Consider the following 16,922-nt stretch of genomic DNA (forward strand, 5'->3'; position numbering starts at 1 on the left):
TCTAACCCTTAGCCGACTGCAGCAGGATTTCGATACGGCGGTTGCCGGGCGCATAGGGATCGCCAGGGATCTGTAGCCGCCGGTCGGCAAAGCCGCTGATCTGGCTGACGCGATCTTCCTTGAGACCACCGCGAACGAGCATGTAGTAGGCGCTCTGGGCGCGCGCAGCCGACAGGCGCCAGTTGTCATAGGTGCCGTCCTTGAACGGACGACCATCGGTGTGGCCACGGATGGCGACAACGCCCTGGCGCTCAGACAGCAGCCGGCCGATCTTCTCCATGGCCATGACAAGTTCCTTCTGCGGCACGGCCGAGCCGACGGCAAACATCTGGGAATCCGTCTGTTCGCTGATCGTCAACAGCAGACCGCCTTCAGCCGGCGTCACGACGAGGCCCTCTGCCAGTTTGCCGGCATCGCCTCCGAGCTCCCTCTTGATCTCGGCCTTCAATTCCTCGGCCTGCGCTGCGGCATCCGGTTTGGCAAGTTCTGCCTCTTCGGCATCAGTCTTACCGGCGTCGGCCGGCTTCCCTTCGGCCTTTTGTTCTTCGGCGGTCTTCTGCAATGGCGCTGCGCCGCTCGCCATCGCCGCCTTGGACGCCAAGGCGACGTCCTTCTCGGTGGTGTTGCCGGCATCCTTGACTTCGACCTGTTTGGTCCAGAAGTCCGGGTCGAATGGATCGCGAAAGGCCTCGCCGCCTTCCGCCCCGGTCGACGGCCCGGACTGCGCCGCACCGCCGTCACCCTTGACGCTGATGTTTGCCTGCTGGCCGACTTCCTGCGCGATTTCCGAAAGCACCGAATAGGGATTCTCGAAGAAATCGGCGTCGGAGTATTTCGTTTCCTCGCCCGAGGTTGCGGTCAGCTGGTCGCCGGTCTTGGCCGAGCCGCCCGATTTTTCCTGCTCGCCGTCGACCTTCGATCGCTGCTGTGTCTCTTCGCCCTGCGCATCCTTGGCAGGATCCTTCAAGCCACGCTCAGCGGGCTTCTGGTCGGTCAGCTGCACCGGGTTGAAATAGGAGGCGATGGCCGCCTTCGTCTCCTCGTTGGCGGCATTGATCAGCCACATGACGAGGAAGAAGGCCATCATCGCCGTCATGAAGTCGGCGTAGGCAATCTTCCAGCCGCCGCCGTGATGCTCGCCATGACCGCCACTCACTCGTTTGACGATGATGATTTCGTTCTTGCCGTTGTGATGGCTTTCGTCGCTCATGCGAGGACCTTCCGGACAGTGTCGGCCCAAGCCGCCATTCTTGTAACGAGGATCGTCTCATCCATTTCGATGGCGAGGTCGATGTCGTTGGTTTCAACGTGGCGGAACACCGGCATGTCGTCGCCGAGGCTGCTCTTCAATGCTTCGAACAGGGGAAGCGGACCCTTGATGGTGATCGCACAGCCTTCGCCAGCGATAATTCCCTGCCGGATCATCTGCGCCATATCGGCAACGGCGCGCTGCGCGAGCGCCTCCTCCATGACAGGTGCAAGCACCCGGGCGGTCTGGTCACCCAGCGAAACCGCCAGATGCTCGGTCATCTCCTGAAACCGTCCGGCCATGCGACTTGCGGCCTCGTCCTCGAGGCGCCTGGTCAGGGCCTCGATTTCGGCCGCGTGGGCCGCCTGGAGATCGGCGATCTGATTGCCGTGTTCGAAGGCAAGCTCCGCCGACGCTTCGGCGCGGCCCTGCTCGAAAGCCTCGCGCCGTTCGGCTTCGACATCGATCTGCGGCGCAGCCGCTCGCGACGTGTGCCGGTCGCCATCGGAGTAGTCTGTATCCAGATCGGGGAAGTATTTCTGCGGCATCATCGACAATTCGACTTTCGGCGCACTGAAATCCTTGAGATAGCGGGACAGCATCGCGCTCATGGCTGGAACCTCGATGCGCGCAGCACGATAGAAGGCGATCCCCGTCTGCCCGACAGGCGCCGCCCTACGGCGCAGAATTCCCATGATCCTGACACTGCTGAAATGTCTCCCTCGGGTCCGGTCACCGATAGCGGCGAACCCTGCATTCTTTGACTTACAGCGGCCGGGCACGGGAATTTTCATTCCGGCGGCAGACCGATGCAGGCGGCGGCGCAAATCTCATATTGGCCGGCAGTCATCCGACAGGACTGCGAGGGAACGCTATTCGGTCAAACTTGTGCGAAAATGAATGTGTTGGACCGCGCCAGGGCAATTAGCGCGGTCCAACCGTTTCCACCGGGTGCCGTGACCGACGACGTGGCAGAACTCAACTCGATTCGATATCCGCCTTCTCGGCGGGCACGGACGGGCGGTCCCAAACCGGCGGAACCAAGGCGCCACCGGCTGGAAAACCTTACTGCTGGAAGAGGCGCAGGATGTTTTCGGAGTTGGTATTGGCGATCGACAGCGCCTGAATGCCGAGCTGCTGCTGCGTCTGCAGCGCCTTCAAGCGCGTCGATTCCTCATTCATGTCGGCATCGACCAGACGACCGACGCCCTTGTCGATCGTATCCATCAGGTTGGCGACAAAGCTTTCCTGCATGTCGATACGCTTGGTGATCGCGCCGAGTGTCGAACCGGCGTCCGTCAGCTGCCCGAGGATCTTGTCGACGACGCGGATCATCGCGTCCATTTCCGTGGGCGCGGTCGTCGCAGTCAGCTTGATTTCGGTGCCGGTCGGCGGCGCAGCCGGCGGGGCGACGATCAGATAGTACGGTGCGGCGGTGCCGGTCGGCGTCTGCTGCAGCTGGTCGGCATCATAGGCCCTGGTCAGCAGGCCGCGCGCCGCGCTGCCCGTGTCGATCAGCATCGATTGCGCCGTGTCGAAATCGAGCGTCGTGATGGAAACATTGCCGTTTCCGTCGCGGTTGAAGGAAGCGACGACCGACTTCGTGCCGACGGCGGCTGTATTGGTATTGTAGAGCCAGTTCTCGCTCGAGAACGACGCCGATTGTGCGGCGGACATGAGCTGGTTCTTCAGCTCGGTGATTTCCTTGTTGATCTTGAGCTTGTCGACGCCGGGCTCGCGCGCGGCGACGAGCTTGGTCTTGATTTCGGTGACGACGTCGATCGACGCCTTCATCGCCGCATAGGCAGTGTCGACCTTCGCCGCACCGAGACCAAGCGCATCCTGAACGGTGGAGAGTGCGGCGTTGTCCGAGCGCATGGTGGTCGCGATCGACCAATAGGCGGCGTTGTCGGCTGCTGTCTGCACGCGGTAGCCGGACGAGATTCGCTCCTGCACTTCGGCCATATTGGTGTTGATCGAACGCAACGTCTGAAGTGCGGCCATGGCGGCCGTGTTGGTCATGATGCTGGTCATTGGTCACTTGCCCCGAAAGATTTTCTGAGAACATTCCGGAGTGATTGACCGGCAGCGACGGGACCAGCGTCATGCGAACCGCCCCTGTTTTGCCCTGGGGGCGACCCTTCGCTCTTAACGAATGTGTAACGATTGTTTGGTTAACAAACGGTTAACGCCATTCATAAGTCAGTAACGAAGGTGAACAAAAATAAGGGAATATGAAGCAGGCGTTAACGGCAAAAGACAACGCCCCGGTAACGCAAAAACCGCGCCGTCCTTTCGGGCGGCGCGGCTTCCTGGAGGTCATGATCATGACGGGCGCAGATGCGTCCGTCATACCTATGCGCTGATTAACGGAACAGCGACAGGATGTTCTGCGAGTTGGTGTTGGCAATCGTCAGGGCCTGGATGCCGAGCTGCTGCTGCGTCTGCAGAGCCTTCAGGCGGGTCGACTCTTCGTTCATGTCGGCGTCAACCAGCTTGCCGACGCCCGATTCGATCGAGTCCATCAGGTTGTCGACGAAGTCCTTCTGGAGGNTTCAGGCGGGTCGACTCTTCGTTCATGTCGGCGTCAACCAGCTTGCCGACGCCCGATTCGATCGAGTCCATCAGGTTGTCGACGAAGTCCTTCTGGAGGTCGACGCGCTTGTTGACCGCACCGAGGTCTGCAGCAGAGTCAGTCATGCTCTTCAGGACGGTGTCAACGCCGCTGAGGTAATTGGCCAGTGTCGTTGCCGTTACGCCAGTGCTGATGTCGAGGGTCAGAACGCTGACGCCGGCGATGGCCGTGCCAGTGGAGTCCTTGAGTGCGTCTGTGAGCAGGCCGTTTGCTGTTGCTGCTTCGTCGATCAGCATGGTCTTGGTCGTGTCGACGTCGAGCGTCGTCAGGCTGACATTGCCGTTGGAGTCACGGTTGAACGAACCGACGATCGACTTCGTGCCCGGAGCAGTTGCGCCGGAAGCGGTGTAGAGCCAGTTTTCGCCGGAGAACGAAGCGGACTTGACGACGCTCTTAAGCTGTTCCTGAAGCTGCGTGATTTCCTTCTGGACCTTGGACTTGTCAACGCCCGGCTCGCTGGCAGCAACCAGCTTTGCCTTGATTTCGTCGACGACCGAGATCGCGGCTTTCATGCCGGTGTAAGCAACGTCGGTCTTGGCTGCGCCGAGGCCGAGTGCGTCCTGAACCGTGCCGAGGGCCTTGTTGTCCGAACGCATGGTCGTTGCGATCGACCAGTAAGCGGCGTTGTCGGAAGCGTTACCAACGCGGTAGCCGGACGAAATACGGTCCTGCGTCGTTTCCATCGAGGAATTGATCGAACGCAGCGTGGAGAGTGCGGCCATTGCCGCGTTGTTGGTCATGATAGACGTCATTGGCTGAGTGCCCCTTGGGAAAACTGGATTGAAAGGGACATTCCGGGATTACCGGGAACCGGCGGCCAGCTTCATGCCTGCTAACGCGTTAATCTTGTTGGTTAACCCGCCGTTTCGATAGCCACAGAAAACACCAAGATGGTTAACGAAGCTTGAAGCCGCAGACGAAAAAAACATACCGACAAAAGAAAAACCGCGCCTCGATGGAGACGCGGTTTTTCGTTTTGCAGTCCGGGACCGAAGTCGCCGGTGTCTGGACCGCTTAGCGGAACAACGACAGGATGTTCTGCGAGCTGCTGTTGGCGATCGAGAGAGCCTGGATGCCGAGCTGCTGCTGCGTCTGCAGAGCCTTCAGGCGGGTCGACTCTTCGTTCATGTCGGCGTCAACCAGCTTGCCGACGCCCGATTCGATCCTTCAGGCGGGTCGACTCTTCGTTCATGTCGGCGTCAACCAGCTTGCCGACGCCCGATTCGATCGAGTCCATCAGGTTGTCGACGAAGTCCTTCTGGAGATCGACGCGCTTGTTGACGGCGCCGAGGTCCGAAGCGGCATCGGTCATGCTCTTCAGGACAGTGTCGACACCGCTGAGGTAGTTGGCCAGTGTCGTTGCCGTTACCCCAGTGCTGATGTCGAGGGTCAGAACGCTGACGCCGGCGATGGCCGTGCCAGTGGAGTCCTTGAGTGCGTCTGTGAGCAGGCCGTTTGCTGTTGCTGCTTCGTCGATCAGCATGGTCTTGGTCGTGTCGACGTCGAGCGNGGCCGTGCCAGTGGAGTCCTTGAGTGCGTCTGTGAGCAGGCCGTTTGCTGTTGCTGCTTCGTCGATCAGCATGGTCTTGGTCGTGTCGACGTCGAGCGTCGTCAGGCTGACGTTGCCAGAAGCGTCACGGTTGAACGAACCGACGATCGACTTCGTGCCCGGAGCAGTTGCGCCGGAAGCGGTGTAGAGCCAGTTTTCGCCGGAGAAGCCAGCGGACTTGACCACGCTCTTCAGCTGATCCTGCAGCTGCGTGATTTCCTTCTGGACCTTGGACTTGTCAACACCCGGCTCGCTGGCAGCAACCAGCTTTGCCTTGATTTCGTCGACGACCGAGATCGCGGCTTTCATGCCGGTGTAAGCAACGTCGGTCTTGGCAGCGCCGAGGCCGAGTGCGTCCTGAACTGTGCCGAGGGCCTTGTTGTCCGAACGCATGGTCGTTGCGATCGACCAGTAAGCGGCGTTGTCGGAAGCGTTACCAACGCGGTAGCCGGACGAAATACGNTGTGCCGAGGGCCTTGTTGTCCGAACGCATGGTCGTTGCGATCGACCAGTAAGCGGCGTTGTCGGAAGCGTTACCAACGCGGTAGCCGGACGAAATACGGTCCTGCGTCGTTTCCATCGAGGAATTGATCGAACGCAGCGTGGAGAGTGCGGCCATTGCCGAGTTGTTGGTCATAATAGAAGTCATGAGACTGTCCCTCAAATTTACAAGGTTACACGGTTGGGGACATGCCGGACTGAATACGTCTACCGGCAATGACGGACCGGCTTCATGCCACTCGGCTCCGCTCACTCAAGTGAAGGAAACCAAACCCGTCATGTGAAGGTGAATATCCCTCCCAAAGCTTGCGATTTCATTAAGGCGGAAGGATATTTTCTAAGCAAAATCCTATGGTTAACGGCACGTTACTTTGCCGCCACCCCGTCGCCCGCGAATGACTTCATCGACATCGCGTTTATTGGCAAACAATACGCAAATCGCTCAGCAATCCCGCTTGGGGCAAGGTTTCTGCTTCAAAACAACACCCTGGAACATTGACGTTGCACAGGCTCGCGCGGTGACAACGGTTGCGCTTATCCCATGGAGCTTCCCTTGAACGCCCACACCATCTTCTCTTCCGCTTCGCGGCAGTATCAAAAAGGCCAGTACACCGAGGCGCTCGATACCCTCAATCAGCTGCTCGATCTTACCCGTGATGCCAAGACCTATGCGCTTCTGGCAAAGGTACTGCTGAAGCTCGGCTTCCGGAGCGATGCTGCACAAGCCTATCAGCTGGCCGGCGAAGAAGGCGGATTGCGTTCGGAGCATTTCCTGGCCGAGGCCATGAAGCTGCATTTCGCCTGCGGCAATGATGATCAGGCCTTAAGCCTCGGCCGGCCCTTGCTCGAGCAGGCAAAGACCGATCCCGAACTTGCCTACATCATCGTGACCTTGTTCCTGAAGCGCGACCAGGCCGACATTCTCAGCCCTTTCAAATCGACACTCTCGGCGAGCGCGCGGCAGGAACACCAGGTGCTGGCGGCAAAGCTGCTGACGTCGGATGTCGGAAACAACGATGATCGCGAGATCGTCACCAACCTGTTCCGGCGGACGCCATCGAACCCGGTCCTGCTGTCGGCTTATCTCGTTTTCATGCAGGAAGTGAACAACTTCAACGAAATCGAAAACTATGCGCAGGCGCTGGAGCGTGCGATCCAGGCGACCAACCGCAAATTTCTGCGCGCGGAAACGCCTTTCTACAATGTGCACTGGTGCCGCGATGAAAAGTTGAACCGCCTGGCCGCTGCGCTTGATCAGCCGTTCCCACCAACATTGCCCGAGGAACGCCGCAAGATGCAGCACGTGTGGGGCAAAAAGATACGGCTGGGTTACCTTTCGAACGACTTCTGGGGACCGCACGCGACGATGAAGCTCCTGCAAGCCGTGCTGACCTTGCATGATCGCGAGAAATTCGACGTGACGCTCTTCTGCTACACGCCGGAGAAACACCTCGCCGTTGCTGGCGAAGGGCGTCAGACCTGGGGCAAAATCGTCCGCATCGAAAACCTTTCCGACGAGCAGGCCGCCCAGACGATCCGCGACGAGCAGATCGATATCCTCGTCGATCTCAAGGGCCATACGATGAACAGTCGCGTTGCCATACTCAACCACAAGACCGCACCTGTGCAGGCGACATGGCTCGGTTTCCCCGGCACCACCGTCAACGTCGATCTCGACTACATCATCGGCGACCGTCACGTCCTTCCCGATGGCAGCGAGGACCACTACTACGAGCGGTTCTGCCGGTTGCCCGAGACCTACCAGCCGAACGACCCTGCCGGCCGGCCACGGCCGGCAGCGATGACACGCACGCAAGCGGGCCTGCCGGAAGATGCTTTCGTCTACGCATCGTTCAACGCCAACCGCAAGATCACCGTCGAAACCATGAAGGCATGGGCTGGGATCCTGCGCAGGACGCCTGACAGCGTTCTCTGGCTGATGTGCCCCAAGCCGGAAGCCCAGGCTCATATTCTTCGGCGTTTCCAGAGCTACGGCATCGCCACAAAACGCATTATCTTCTGCGCGAAGGTCGAGTACGAACAACACTTGGCGCGTATCCCAGTCGCCGACCTCGGCCTCGACACTTTCCCCTGTAACGGACACACCACGACGTCGGAGCAGTTGTGGATGGGCTTGCCGGTGCTGACGCCAAAGGGCACGCACTTCGCCTCGCGCGTCAGCGAAAGCCTGCTGCGCGCAATCGGCGTGCCGGAACTCGTTGCCGCCGATGTCGACGACTATGTCGGGCAGGCGATCGCCCTTTACGAGACCCGCGGCAAGGTAGCCGAATACAAGCAGAAGCTCGCCGACAACCGGCTGCAGATGCCGCTCTTTGATGCGGAACGCTTCTGCCGCCACCTCGAGCAGGCCTATGAGGCGATGGCCGACCGCGCGAAGAAGGGATTGGAGCCTGCTCTCATCGACGTGCCGGCACTGCCGGTACGTACAGGATCGTTCGCACAGTAAAGTCAGAAGGCGGGCTCAACCGCCGGCACATCATAACCCTCCTGAACCCCGCCCATCCGGCGGGGTTTTTCGTTCGGCTTTACGCAAGAACCGGCGCGTTGCTTACAGCTTAGCTCAGCGCATCAAACACAGCGCGACAAGGGCAAGACAACGTTTCAAACTCACCGGCTGGTGCCTGGGTCGATGACACTTGAGGATATTTCTGCAGCAGCCGCGGCCACGCACAGGAGACGGCGCGTGGCGACAAGCCAAGGCTGAAAGAACGAAGAGGAGCGGGTTCGCTGGTCAGCTGAACGAGCGTACCAGGCTGCCGACGAGCAGGTTCCAGCCGTCGATCAGCACGAAGAAGAGGATCTTGAACGGCAGGGAGATCGCCGTTGGTGGCAGCATCATCATGCCCATCGCCATGGTGATGGTGGCAACGATCAGGTCGATCACCAGGAATGGCAGCATGATGAGGAAGCCGATCTCGAAGCCGCGGCGGATTTCCGAGATCATGAAGGCGGGAACGACGGCGCGCAGGTCGACCTTGTCGTTGACGACGACGGTCTGGCCCTTTTCCTTGGCTATATCGATGAAGAGCTGCAGATCCTTGTCGCGGGTATTGGCGAGCATGAATTCGCGGAACGGCTCGGCGATGCGCGGCAGCGCTTCCGTTTCCGTAATCTGATTCTTCATCAGCGGGTCGATGCCGTCGCGCCAAGCGCGGTCGAAGGTCGGAGCCATGACGTAGAAGGTCATGAACAGCGCCAGCGAAACCATGATCATGTTCGACGGTGTCGTCGCCAGGCCCATGCCGGTGCGCAGGATGGCAAAGGCGATCACGAAGCGCGGAAAGCTGGTGACCATGATCAGGATGCCGGGCGCCACCGAAAGAACGGTCAGAAGGCCGAACGTCCGGATGATCCAGGAGGCGGCCGATCCGTCGATGGGCGTGTTCAGGATGTCAGAGGGAAAACTCTGGGCGCCGGCAATTCCGGACATCGCCATCATGGCGACTATGAAGGCGATGAGCCGGATCATTTAGCGAATCATTGAATGACGAAGGTTCTGAACATAACATTGGTTACGCGCCCATCCGAGCGCAGGTCAACCCGCTCCTGAATGTCATCCCGGAGATATTGAAAGCCGCGCGGCCCCTGGATCTGCTGCAGCGACACGGTTTTCAGATAGGCGGCGATATCCTGGTGTATCTGCTCGGCCATCGCCGGGTCCGGGACACCGTCGAACTGCAACGCCACCTCGAGCCGGATCCAGTTTTCCGAGGGGTAGGCAAGGTTCGTGGTGATCGGGTCAAGCTGGACGACGCCGTTGGCTTCCGTCGCGATCTTCGGAACGCCCTCCTCGCCGGTTGCGTTCGGAGCTGTGTCCTTGGTCGCCTCCACCTGCTCCTTGGGCGGCGGCGGCGCCAGCATGGCGCCGACCAGCCAGCCGCCGCCGCCGGCGACGAGCGTCAGGACGGCAACGATGGCGATCGTCATCACCTTCGACGGTGATTTCACGGGCGCGGCGGTATCGAATTCTTCCATCTTGCCATTCCCTGCCGATCAGATCGGCGAAATCAGGTCCATGATCTGCTGGCCGTAAGGCGGCTGCTGCACTTCGGTCAGGCGGCCGCGACCACCATAGGAAATGCGTGCCTCGGCAATCCGGTCGTAGGAGATCACGTTCTCGGAGTCGACGTCCTGCGTGCGCACGATACCAGCGACATTGAGGATGCGAAGCTCTTGGTTGACGCGAACTTCCTGCGAACCGCTGATCAGAAGGTTGCCGTTTTCGAGCACGCCGGTGACGACTGCCGCGACAAGCAGCTGGAGCTTTTCGGCCCGCTCGGTCGAGCCGTCGCCTTCGGTCTTGGTGTTCGAGCCGTATTTCAGGTCACCCGACCAGCCAAAGCTGCTGGCTTCCGACTGCCCGCTCGCGCCGATGTTGAAGCCGCTGGTGTTCTTGCGGCTGCGATCGGTCTTGTTGTCGAACGACGCCTTGTCGTTGATGGCGATCTCGACCGTCAGGATGTCGCCGACGTTAAGCGCGCGTGCATCCTTGAAGAGCGCCGACTGCTGGTCGTTCCAGAGCGAGAAACCGTTGGCGACATGGCGCGGCTCCTTGGGATACATCGCCAGCTGCGGTGTCTGGGTATATTGCAGACCGCTGCCGATCGGGCTCATGGCGGGGGCACGGCCGATCTCGTTGATGGCCTGGTTCTGACATCCTGCGAGGAGGCCCGCGGCCAATATGGCCGTTAGACGCATTTTCATGATGGTTCCTTCGAGGTGTTCGGATCGCTGGCACTCGAGATGATGTTGGTCAGGATGGCGGCCTTCTCGTCGCTCATCTCGCTGAGGATCAGCGACGACTGCCGCGCCGGCAGCTGCATGACGATCGCGGCGGCAATCTCCGGACGGACCAATTCAAGTTTGCCCGCGGCAGCATCCGGCTTCATCGTCTTGTAGATGCCGACGAGGCCAATCTCGGCCTGCTTGAGGAAGTCGTTGCGGCGCTTCAGCCAGTCTTCATACTCCTCGCGCCGCTTTTCGAGCGTCGCGATCCGGTCGTCGACATTCGCCTGAAGAGCCTCGAGTTCCTTGCGCTGCAGCACGTAGCGCTGGTCGCGGGCAGCATCGGCGATGTTGGTGCAGAACTGCTGGATTTCGTTGGCTGTGGCGTTGCTGGCGGGCGGCGCGGTGACGTCCTGGGCGAAGGCGCCGGGCATCGCCAGCATCGACGCGACGGCAACCGATGCGAGCAGGATGTTGCGGGATCTTCCGAGAAGGCGGTCGATGTTCATCATTGCAGGACAAGCTCCGCCTGAAGGGCCCCGGCCGTCTTGATGCTCTGCAGGATGGCGATGATGCCGTCCGGCTTGACGCCGATGTTATTGAGACCGGCAACGAGCGACCGCAAACTGGACCCATTGAGAATGGCGACCGTGCCGCCGTCGGATTGAGCATCGATGGTGGTGTTCGGCTCCATCGCCGTCTGGCCGCGCGCGAACGGCAGCGGCTGAACCACCGTCGGCGTCTCGCTGACCTCCACTGTCAAGGTGCCATAGCTGACGGCCACCTCGTTGACGCGCACGTCCTGACCGATGACAATCGTGCCCGTGCGTTCGTTGATGACGACCCTTGCAGGGACGTCCGTTTCGATGACGATGTTCTCGATCTCCGCCATCAGCCGCGCAAGGTCGGCCATCTTCGGCTTTTCGACGAGAACGGCCTGCGAATCCCGGGCTTCGGCGATGCGGCCGCCATATCGCGCCGCGGCATATTTGTTGATCGCCGCGGCCATGCCGACCGCGGTGGAGAAGTCGGGGTTGCGCAGCTGCAGCACGAGGTTGAAGCCGTCCTTGAATTTCGACGGTAGCTCGCGCTCGATGATGGCGCCGTTCGGCACGCGCCCTGACGTCGTGACGCCCTGGTTGAGCGTTGCCGCGTCGCCTTGCGCATTGAAACCGGTGACGACGACCGACCCTTGCGCGACCGCATAAATCTGGCCGTCGGCGCCCGAGAGCGAGGTCATCACCAGGGTACCACCGCGCAGGGAGGTGGAATCGCCAAGCGATCCGACGGTCACGTCGACGCGGCTGCCGGGGCTGGCAAAGGGCGGCAGGTTCGCCGTGACGAGAACGGCGGCGACATTGCGCGTGCGCGATTCTCCGCCCTGGGTCGAAATGCCGAGGTTCTGCAGCATGGCGCGCATCGATTGATCGGTAAACGGCGACGCGCGCAGGCTGTCACCCGTTCCCTGAAGGCCGACGACGAGGCCGTAGCCGATGAGCTGGTTGTCGCGGCCGGCCTGCAGCGAGGCAACGTCCTTGATTCGCGACGCGCCAAAGGCGGGCGTCATCGCTGTGGACAGCGCGACGGCCAGCGTCAGGAACCATTTGCAGGCAAGCATTTTCATTTCGCCACCACATGTATCGTGCCGTCGGCCATCACCGTTCCGGAAACGATAACGCCAGTATCAATGTTGCGAGCCCGGATCAGATCGCCGACCGCGGCGTCCTGAAGGGGCGAACCGGCCGCGCTGATGGTGAGACCACCATTGCTGAAGATCAGACGGACGGTGGAGCCGCGCTCGACCGCATATTGCTCGCGCAGCGCGGAGGCCAGGATGACGCGGCCGGGGAGCAGCGTGCGCTTGCTTACCTTGCCGTCGATCTCGCTCAACGTCCTGACATAACCATCCGTCAGATCGGGATTGGTCACATCAACGATCTCGACCCGGCTCGCGTCGATCGCTTCGCCTGGGTAAATCGTCTGCTTGGGGATGACTGCCGTCAGCCGTTCCGCAAAGCCTGCCGAAGGCGACAGGAAAGCGGCGGCGAGCAAAATGCCCGCCACCACGTGCCGCGCCCTTGGCGCGGAACCGTCCTTCTGAGCTGTCATTCCTGCGGCTCGGCGAAACGTCATGTTTGCCCCCTCTTCCGTTATCTGAGGTTCTTGCTCACCGTAGCCGCCATCTCGTCGGCGGCCTGGATAATCTTGGAGTTCATCTCATAGGCGCGCTGGGCCGAGATCAGGTCGGTGATTTCCTTGACCGGATCGACGTTCGACGCTTCGAGATACTTCTGCTTGATCAGCGCAAAACCCGGATCAGCCGGCGTGCCGACGATCGGCTCGCCGGAGGCCGGCGTCTGCTTGAACAGGTTTTCGCCCTGCGGCTCGAGACCCGCTTCATTGACGAAGTTGGCAACCGTCAGCTGGCCGATTTCCTGCATCGCCGGATCGTTACCGATGCGCACCATTACCTGGCCGGAGCTGGTGAAGGCTATTTCGGTGGCGTCCTGCGGAACGGTGACGCCCGGCACGACGGTGTAGCCGTCGATCGTCACCAGCTGGCCCTGGGCATTCTTGTTGAAGGCGCCCGCACGGGTATAGACCGTCTCGCCATCGGGCGTTTCGACCTGGAACCAGCCACGGCCGACCAGCGCGAGGTCGTAGTCGTTGCCGGTGCTGACCAGGCTGCCCTGGATATGCAGGTTGCGCACGGCGGCCGTCTGGACGCCGAGACCGATGATCGCACCTTCCGGAACGATCGCCTGGTTGGAGCGGTTCGGCACGCCCTGGGCGCGCTCGGTTTGATAAAGCAGGTCGGAAAACTCTGCGCGGGCACGCTTGTAGCCGGTGGTGTTGATGTTCGCGATGTTGTTCGCGATCACTTCGAGGTTCAGCTGCTGGGCGTTCATGCCGGTTGCGGCAATGGAAAGGGCCTTCATGTCTCGTTCCTTCAGATCTGCATGCGCGCGATTTCGAGGTAGGCGGTCACCACCTTGTCGCGGATCGCGATTGCGGTCTGGAGTGACTGTTCGGCGTTCATCACCGCATCGACGACTTCACGGGTGTTGGCCTGGCCGCGGATGCCGTCGAGCGATGCGCCTTCGGCTTTCTTCATCGCGCCGATAGCGTCGGTCGCCATGTCGCCGAGAACCGAGGCAAAGCTCTGGGATTGCGGGGCCGCCGGGGTGGCGCTGGCCGCACCGAAGACCGACGACGAAGAGGACGTAAGGCGGGTACCTTCGGCCTCTTTCATGACCGAAAATGCGCCGACAGAATTAATTGCGTCGATCATTATTGTGATGCTCTCAACAGGTCGATTGTTTGGGAAACCAGGTCGCGCGACTGCTTGATCGTCTGCAGGTTGGCCTCATAGGCGCGGTTGGCTTCGCGCATGTCGGCCATTTCAACCAGGATGTTGACGTTCGGCATCTTGACCATGCCCTTCTCGTCGGCGGCCGGATTGCCCGGGTCGAACTCGATGGTGAAGTCAGAATCATCGGTGCCGAGCCGCTCGATCTCGACGAGCGATGCGCCGCTGGCCCTGTCGACCTCGGCTGCAAAGCTGATGGTCTTGCGCCGGTACGGGTCGGCGCCGGGTGCGTCGCCGGAGGAGCGTGCATTGGCGATGTTTTCGGAAACGATGCGCAGGCGGGTCGATTCTGCTTGCAGACCGGAGGCCGAGACCTTCATGGCCGAAGTCAAAGGATCCATGGTTGTTACTTCCGTACCGTCATGAGCATCATACGGTGAAACGCTTTGACGAGCCCGGCACTGAGCTCGTAGTCGCGCTTGATCTCACCGGTCTTCATCATTTCCTGCTCGATCGCGACGCTGTTGCCGGATTGCTGGATCTGAACGCCGTCAAGCATGCCGACCTCAGCCACCTGCGAGGCTTCGAGGCTCTCGGTGAAGTGCGCCTTGTGGGTCGCGGCCATCTGGATGCCGGTGCTTTCCAACACGCTTTCGAACGGCTTGACGTCCTTGGCCTTGTAGTGCGGCGTATTCGCGTTGGCGATGTTGCCGGCCACCACGTTCTGGCGGACGGTCAGCCACTGGGCCTGCCGGGACGCGAGTTCGAAAAGCTGAATCGGTTGCATCAAAAGCTCCATGCTTGGTGATGCGAACCTAGGTCGGTAATCTTGCGTGGGACTTGTCGTCGGAAACGAGCTTGGTGCTGATGCCGGAACGCATCCAAAACACGCAGGACATTATCCGTTGCGGACAGTGACGAACCCGCAACGGAGAAGAACGATCGGAAAATGGGGGCCGGTCAGTCGGCCTGGTAGACCTCGCCGCCCGACGTGATCATCACCCAGCGGCCATCGCGCTCTTCAAGCGTCGCCAGCCGGCTGTTGTCCGGCAGGATCGAACCGATGCGCACGATATACATGCCGGTCGTATCCTCGATCAGAGCCCGACCGTTGGCGACATGCATCAGCTTGAAGCCGGATTTGCCTGGGAATGGCTGCTCGAGCCCCTCCTTCGGAGCGGTCCCCTCGACGGCCGGGCCGCCGCCAAGGCTTGGAACGGTCGCCGTCGTCAGTTGGTCGATTGCCGCGACGGTTTCTCCGTCCATATCGGACATTGCCAACGGCGATACTGACAGGACGCTACGCGCTGGCTTCTCCGGCAGATCACGCGTCGAGCCCTGCCACAACGGCGGCATCGTGAACTTGTCCTGATTGAAAAAGGCGTACCAGGGAAAGAAGGTCGCAAGGGCCGCCAGCATGATGCCGGTTGCGGCCAGCGCCTTGTCGATCATCGGCATGCCGGATTCGCGCTTGCGCTGGCGGATCGTTTCGTCGGCGTCGTAGTCGGTCACACCCATCACCTCGGCCTCATCCCTGCAGCACCCGGCTGATTGCCCATTGCCGCGGCCTTCAGCGCACCGGCAAGATCGGAAAAAGCATCCTGCGTCGGCGGCTCGCTCGCCGTCTGTGTCAGCACGTCGTAGATCACCGGCACCTGCTTGATCGCCATGTCGAGATCGGGATCGCCACCCGGGCGATAGCCGCCGATCAGGCGCAGGTCGCGCGTTTCCTCGAAGCGGTGGATCAGCGCCTTCAGCCGCGACACCAGCTTTTCCTGGTCCGGCGTCCAAGCCTTGCGTGCCAGACGGGAGATCGACGCCAGCGGATTGATCGGCGGATAGCGGCCTTCTTCCGCCAGGCTGCGTTCGAGCACGATGTGCCCATCGAGAATGCCGCGCGTCGAGTCGGCGATGGGATCGTTGTGGTTGTCGCCGTCCACCAGGATCGAGATGATCGCAGTGATGGTGCCGGCGCCCTCAGCGCCGGGACCAGCACGCTCAAGCAGGCGCGGCAATTCGGTAAAGACCGAGGCCGGATAGCCGCGGGCGATCGGCGGCTCGCCTGATGCGGTCGCCACTTCGCGGATCGCATGGGCGAAACGGGTGACACTGTCGACGATCAACAGCACGTTGTCGCCGTTGTCACGATAGTGCTCGGCAATGGTGACGGCGGTCAGCGGCGCCATCTTGCGCAGCATCGGGCTTTCGTCGCTGGTCGCGACAACGGCAACCGATTTGGAAAGATTGTCGCCGAGCGTGTCCTCGATGAATTCGCGCACTTCGCGGCCGCGTTCGCCGACCAGCGCGATGACCACCTTGTCGAAGGCATCGGCGCGCGCAAGCATCGACAGCAGCGTCGATTTGCCGACACCGGAACCGGCAAAAATGCCGAGGCGCTGTCCGAGGCAGAGCGGCGAAAAGATATCGATCGCCCGCACACCGGTGCGGAACCCCTGCTCCACACGCTTGCGGGTCATCGACGGCGGTGCCGTGTTGGAAATCGAGCGGCGGACGTCGCCCTGCAGCAGCGGACCGAGGCCGTCGATCGGCTCCGCAAGCGCGTTGATCGCCCGGCCGCACCATTGGTCGGTCGGCGCGATGCGGAAGGCGCCCTTGCGGATGACTGTATCGTGGATGCCGATCGGATCGCCCGGCTCGATCGGGCAGACGACCACGCGTTCAGGCTCGACGCGCACCACTTCGCCGAGATGCGTTCCAGTCGAACTCTTGTGCGCGACGAAATCGCCGAGCCGGACATGTCGCGACAGGCCGGTCACCGTATAGTGGCCCGGAGAGATCGTCTGGACGTGGCCGCCCGGCGCAATCGAATGTTCAGGTTTGGCGTAGCGTTCGACCAGGCCGGCAAGGGCAGCCAGCGATGTCGATGCGGCGCTCGTCTTCAGGCCTTCGCGTTCCATACCGTTTCCCGTCA

Annotated in this window: 18 protein-coding genes and 4 pseudogenes; 2 read left to right on the plus strand and 20 right to left on the minus strand. The window is 61.2% G+C overall.

Annotated features, from left to right (window positions below; genetic code table 11):
* Position 1: 1 nt before the first annotated feature.
* The 8 genes and pseudogenes from ASD03_RS03820 to ASD03_RS40290 form a co-directional block, all read right to left on the minus strand.
* The gene (locus ASD03_RS03820) at positions 2–1,210 is read right to left on the minus strand and encodes a MotB family protein (RefSeq protein ID WP_025425934.1); all 1,209 of its coding nucleotides are present in this window, start codon (positions 1,208–1,210) and stop codon (positions 2–4) included.
* Complete coding sequence (locus ASD03_RS03825; RefSeq protein ID WP_025425933.1) at positions 1,207–1,860, minus strand: hypothetical protein; 654 nt, start codon at positions 1,858–1,860, stop codon at positions 1,207–1,209. The genes ASD03_RS03820 and ASD03_RS03825 overlap by 4 nt, the downstream gene beginning before the upstream one ends.
* Before the next feature lie 454 nt (positions 1,861–2,314).
* Positions 2,315–3,283, minus strand: a complete 969-nt coding sequence (locus tag ASD03_RS03830) for a flagellin (RefSeq protein ID WP_025425932.1) — start codon at positions 3,281–3,283, stop codon at positions 2,315–2,317.
* A gap of 332 nt (positions 3,284–3,615) precedes the next feature.
* Positions 3,616–3,802 (minus strand): flagellin (locus tag ASD03_RS40120; RefSeq protein WP_280137608.1); only part of this gene is annotated, 187 nt, incomplete at its 5' end.
* 1 nt (position 3,803) lies between these two features.
* Positions 3,804–4,636 (minus strand): annotated as a pseudogene (locus ASD03_RS03835) (flagellin); the annotation flags it as partial.
* Positions 4,637–4,898: 262 nt separating this feature from the next.
* A pseudogene (locus tag ASD03_RS40280) lies at positions 4,899–5,393 on the minus strand (flagellin); the annotation flags it as partial.
* A 1-nt stretch (position 5,394) separates the two neighbouring features.
* Positions 5,395–5,895: pseudogene (locus ASD03_RS40285) on the minus strand (flagellin); the annotation flags it as partial.
* Between the two features lies 1 nt (position 5,896).
* Positions 5,897–6,082: pseudogene (locus ASD03_RS40290) on the minus strand (flagellin); the annotation flags it as partial.
* An 84-nt stretch (positions 6,083–6,166) separates the two neighbouring features.
* Between ASD03_RS40290 and ASD03_RS03845 the strand changes: the two are divergent.
* Together ASD03_RS03845 and ASD03_RS03850 are read left to right on the plus strand one after the other, a co-directional pair.
* Entirely contained in the window at positions 6,167–6,433 is a 267-nt protein-coding gene (locus ASD03_RS03845; RefSeq protein WP_128090457.1) for a hypothetical protein, read from the plus strand.
* Between the two features lie 54 nt (positions 6,434–6,487).
* Positions 6,488–8,401: a glycosyl transferase gene (locus tag ASD03_RS03850; RefSeq protein WP_025425928.1), complete on the plus strand. Its 1,914-nt coding sequence runs from the start codon at positions 6,488–6,490 to the stop codon at positions 8,399–8,401.
* A 285-nt stretch (positions 8,402–8,686) separates the two neighbouring features.
* Here ASD03_RS03850 and fliP read toward each other — a convergent pair whose 3' ends face one another.
* The 12 genes from fliP to fliI all read right to left on the minus strand — a co-directional run bounded on the left by fliP (position 8,687) and on the right by fliI (position 16,908).
* A complete protein-coding gene (gene fliP, locus ASD03_RS03855; RefSeq protein ID WP_025425927.1) occupies positions 8,687–9,424 on the minus strand; it encodes a flagellar type III secretion system pore protein FliP in 738 nt (245 codons plus the stop codon).
* A gap of 8 nt (positions 9,425–9,432) precedes the next feature.
* Positions 9,433–9,930: a flagellar basal body-associated FliL family protein gene (locus ASD03_RS03860; RefSeq protein WP_025425926.1), complete on the minus strand. Its 498-nt coding sequence runs from the start codon at positions 9,928–9,930 to the stop codon at positions 9,433–9,435.
* Positions 9,931–9,948: 18 nt separating this feature from the next.
* A complete protein-coding gene (gene flgH / locus ASD03_RS03865) occupies positions 9,949–10,659 on the minus strand; it encodes a flagellar basal body L-ring protein FlgH (protein ID WP_025425925.1) in 711 nt (236 codons plus the stop codon).
* Complete coding sequence (locus tag ASD03_RS03870; RefSeq protein ID WP_025425924.1) at positions 10,656–11,192, minus strand: MotE family protein; 537 nt, start codon at positions 11,190–11,192, stop codon at positions 10,656–10,658. Before ASD03_RS03870 ends, flgH begins: the two co-directional genes overlap by 4 nt.
* Complete coding sequence (locus ASD03_RS03875; protein ID WP_025425923.1) at positions 11,189–12,304, minus strand: flagellar basal body P-ring protein FlgI; 1,116 nt, start codon at positions 12,302–12,304, stop codon at positions 11,189–11,191. The genes ASD03_RS03870 and ASD03_RS03875 overlap by 4 nt, the downstream gene beginning before the upstream one ends.
* Complete coding sequence (gene flgA / locus ASD03_RS03880; protein ID WP_025425922.1) at positions 12,301–12,813, minus strand: flagellar basal body P-ring formation chaperone FlgA; 513 nt, start codon at positions 12,811–12,813, stop codon at positions 12,301–12,303. Before flgA ends, ASD03_RS03875 begins: the two co-directional genes overlap by 4 nt.
* A 17-nt stretch (positions 12,814–12,830) precedes the next feature.
* Positions 12,831–13,619, minus strand: a complete 789-nt coding sequence (gene flgG, locus ASD03_RS03885; protein ID WP_025425921.1) for a flagellar basal-body rod protein FlgG — start codon at positions 13,617–13,619, stop codon at positions 12,831–12,833.
* An 11-nt stretch (positions 13,620–13,630) separates the two neighbouring features.
* Entirely contained in the window at positions 13,631–13,972 is a 342-nt protein-coding gene (locus ASD03_RS03890; protein ID WP_025425920.1) for a flagellar hook-basal body complex protein FliE, read from the minus strand.
* On the minus strand, positions 13,972–14,391 hold the full coding sequence (gene flgC / locus ASD03_RS03895) for a flagellar basal body rod protein FlgC (protein WP_025425919.1): 420 nt from the start codon (positions 14,389–14,391) through the stop codon (positions 13,972–13,974). Before flgC ends, ASD03_RS03890 begins: the two co-directional genes overlap by 1 nt.
* Positions 14,392–14,396: 5 nt before the next feature.
* A complete protein-coding gene (gene flgB / locus ASD03_RS03900) occupies positions 14,397–14,777 on the minus strand; it encodes a flagellar basal body rod protein FlgB (protein WP_025425918.1) in 381 nt (126 codons plus the stop codon).
* Between the two features lie 173 nt (positions 14,778–14,950).
* A complete protein-coding gene (locus tag ASD03_RS03905) occupies positions 14,951–15,508 on the minus strand; it encodes a hypothetical protein (protein ID WP_025425917.1) in 558 nt (185 codons plus the stop codon).
* Positions 15,508–16,908 carry a flagellar protein export ATPase FliI gene (gene fliI / locus ASD03_RS03910; RefSeq protein ID WP_025425916.1) on the minus strand — a complete coding sequence of 467 codons (1,401 nt, stop codon included), beginning with the start codon at positions 16,906–16,908 and terminating at the stop codon, positions 15,508–15,510. The genes ASD03_RS03905 and fliI overlap by 1 nt, the downstream gene beginning before the upstream one ends.
* Between the last annotated feature and the right edge of the window lie 14 nt (positions 16,909–16,922).

Origin of the sequence: Ensifer sp. Root127, assembly GCF_001425225.1 — a bacterium.
In the GTDB taxonomy this organism is placed as follows: Bacteria; Pseudomonadota; Alphaproteobacteria; order Rhizobiales; family Rhizobiaceae; genus Ensifer; species Ensifer canadensis.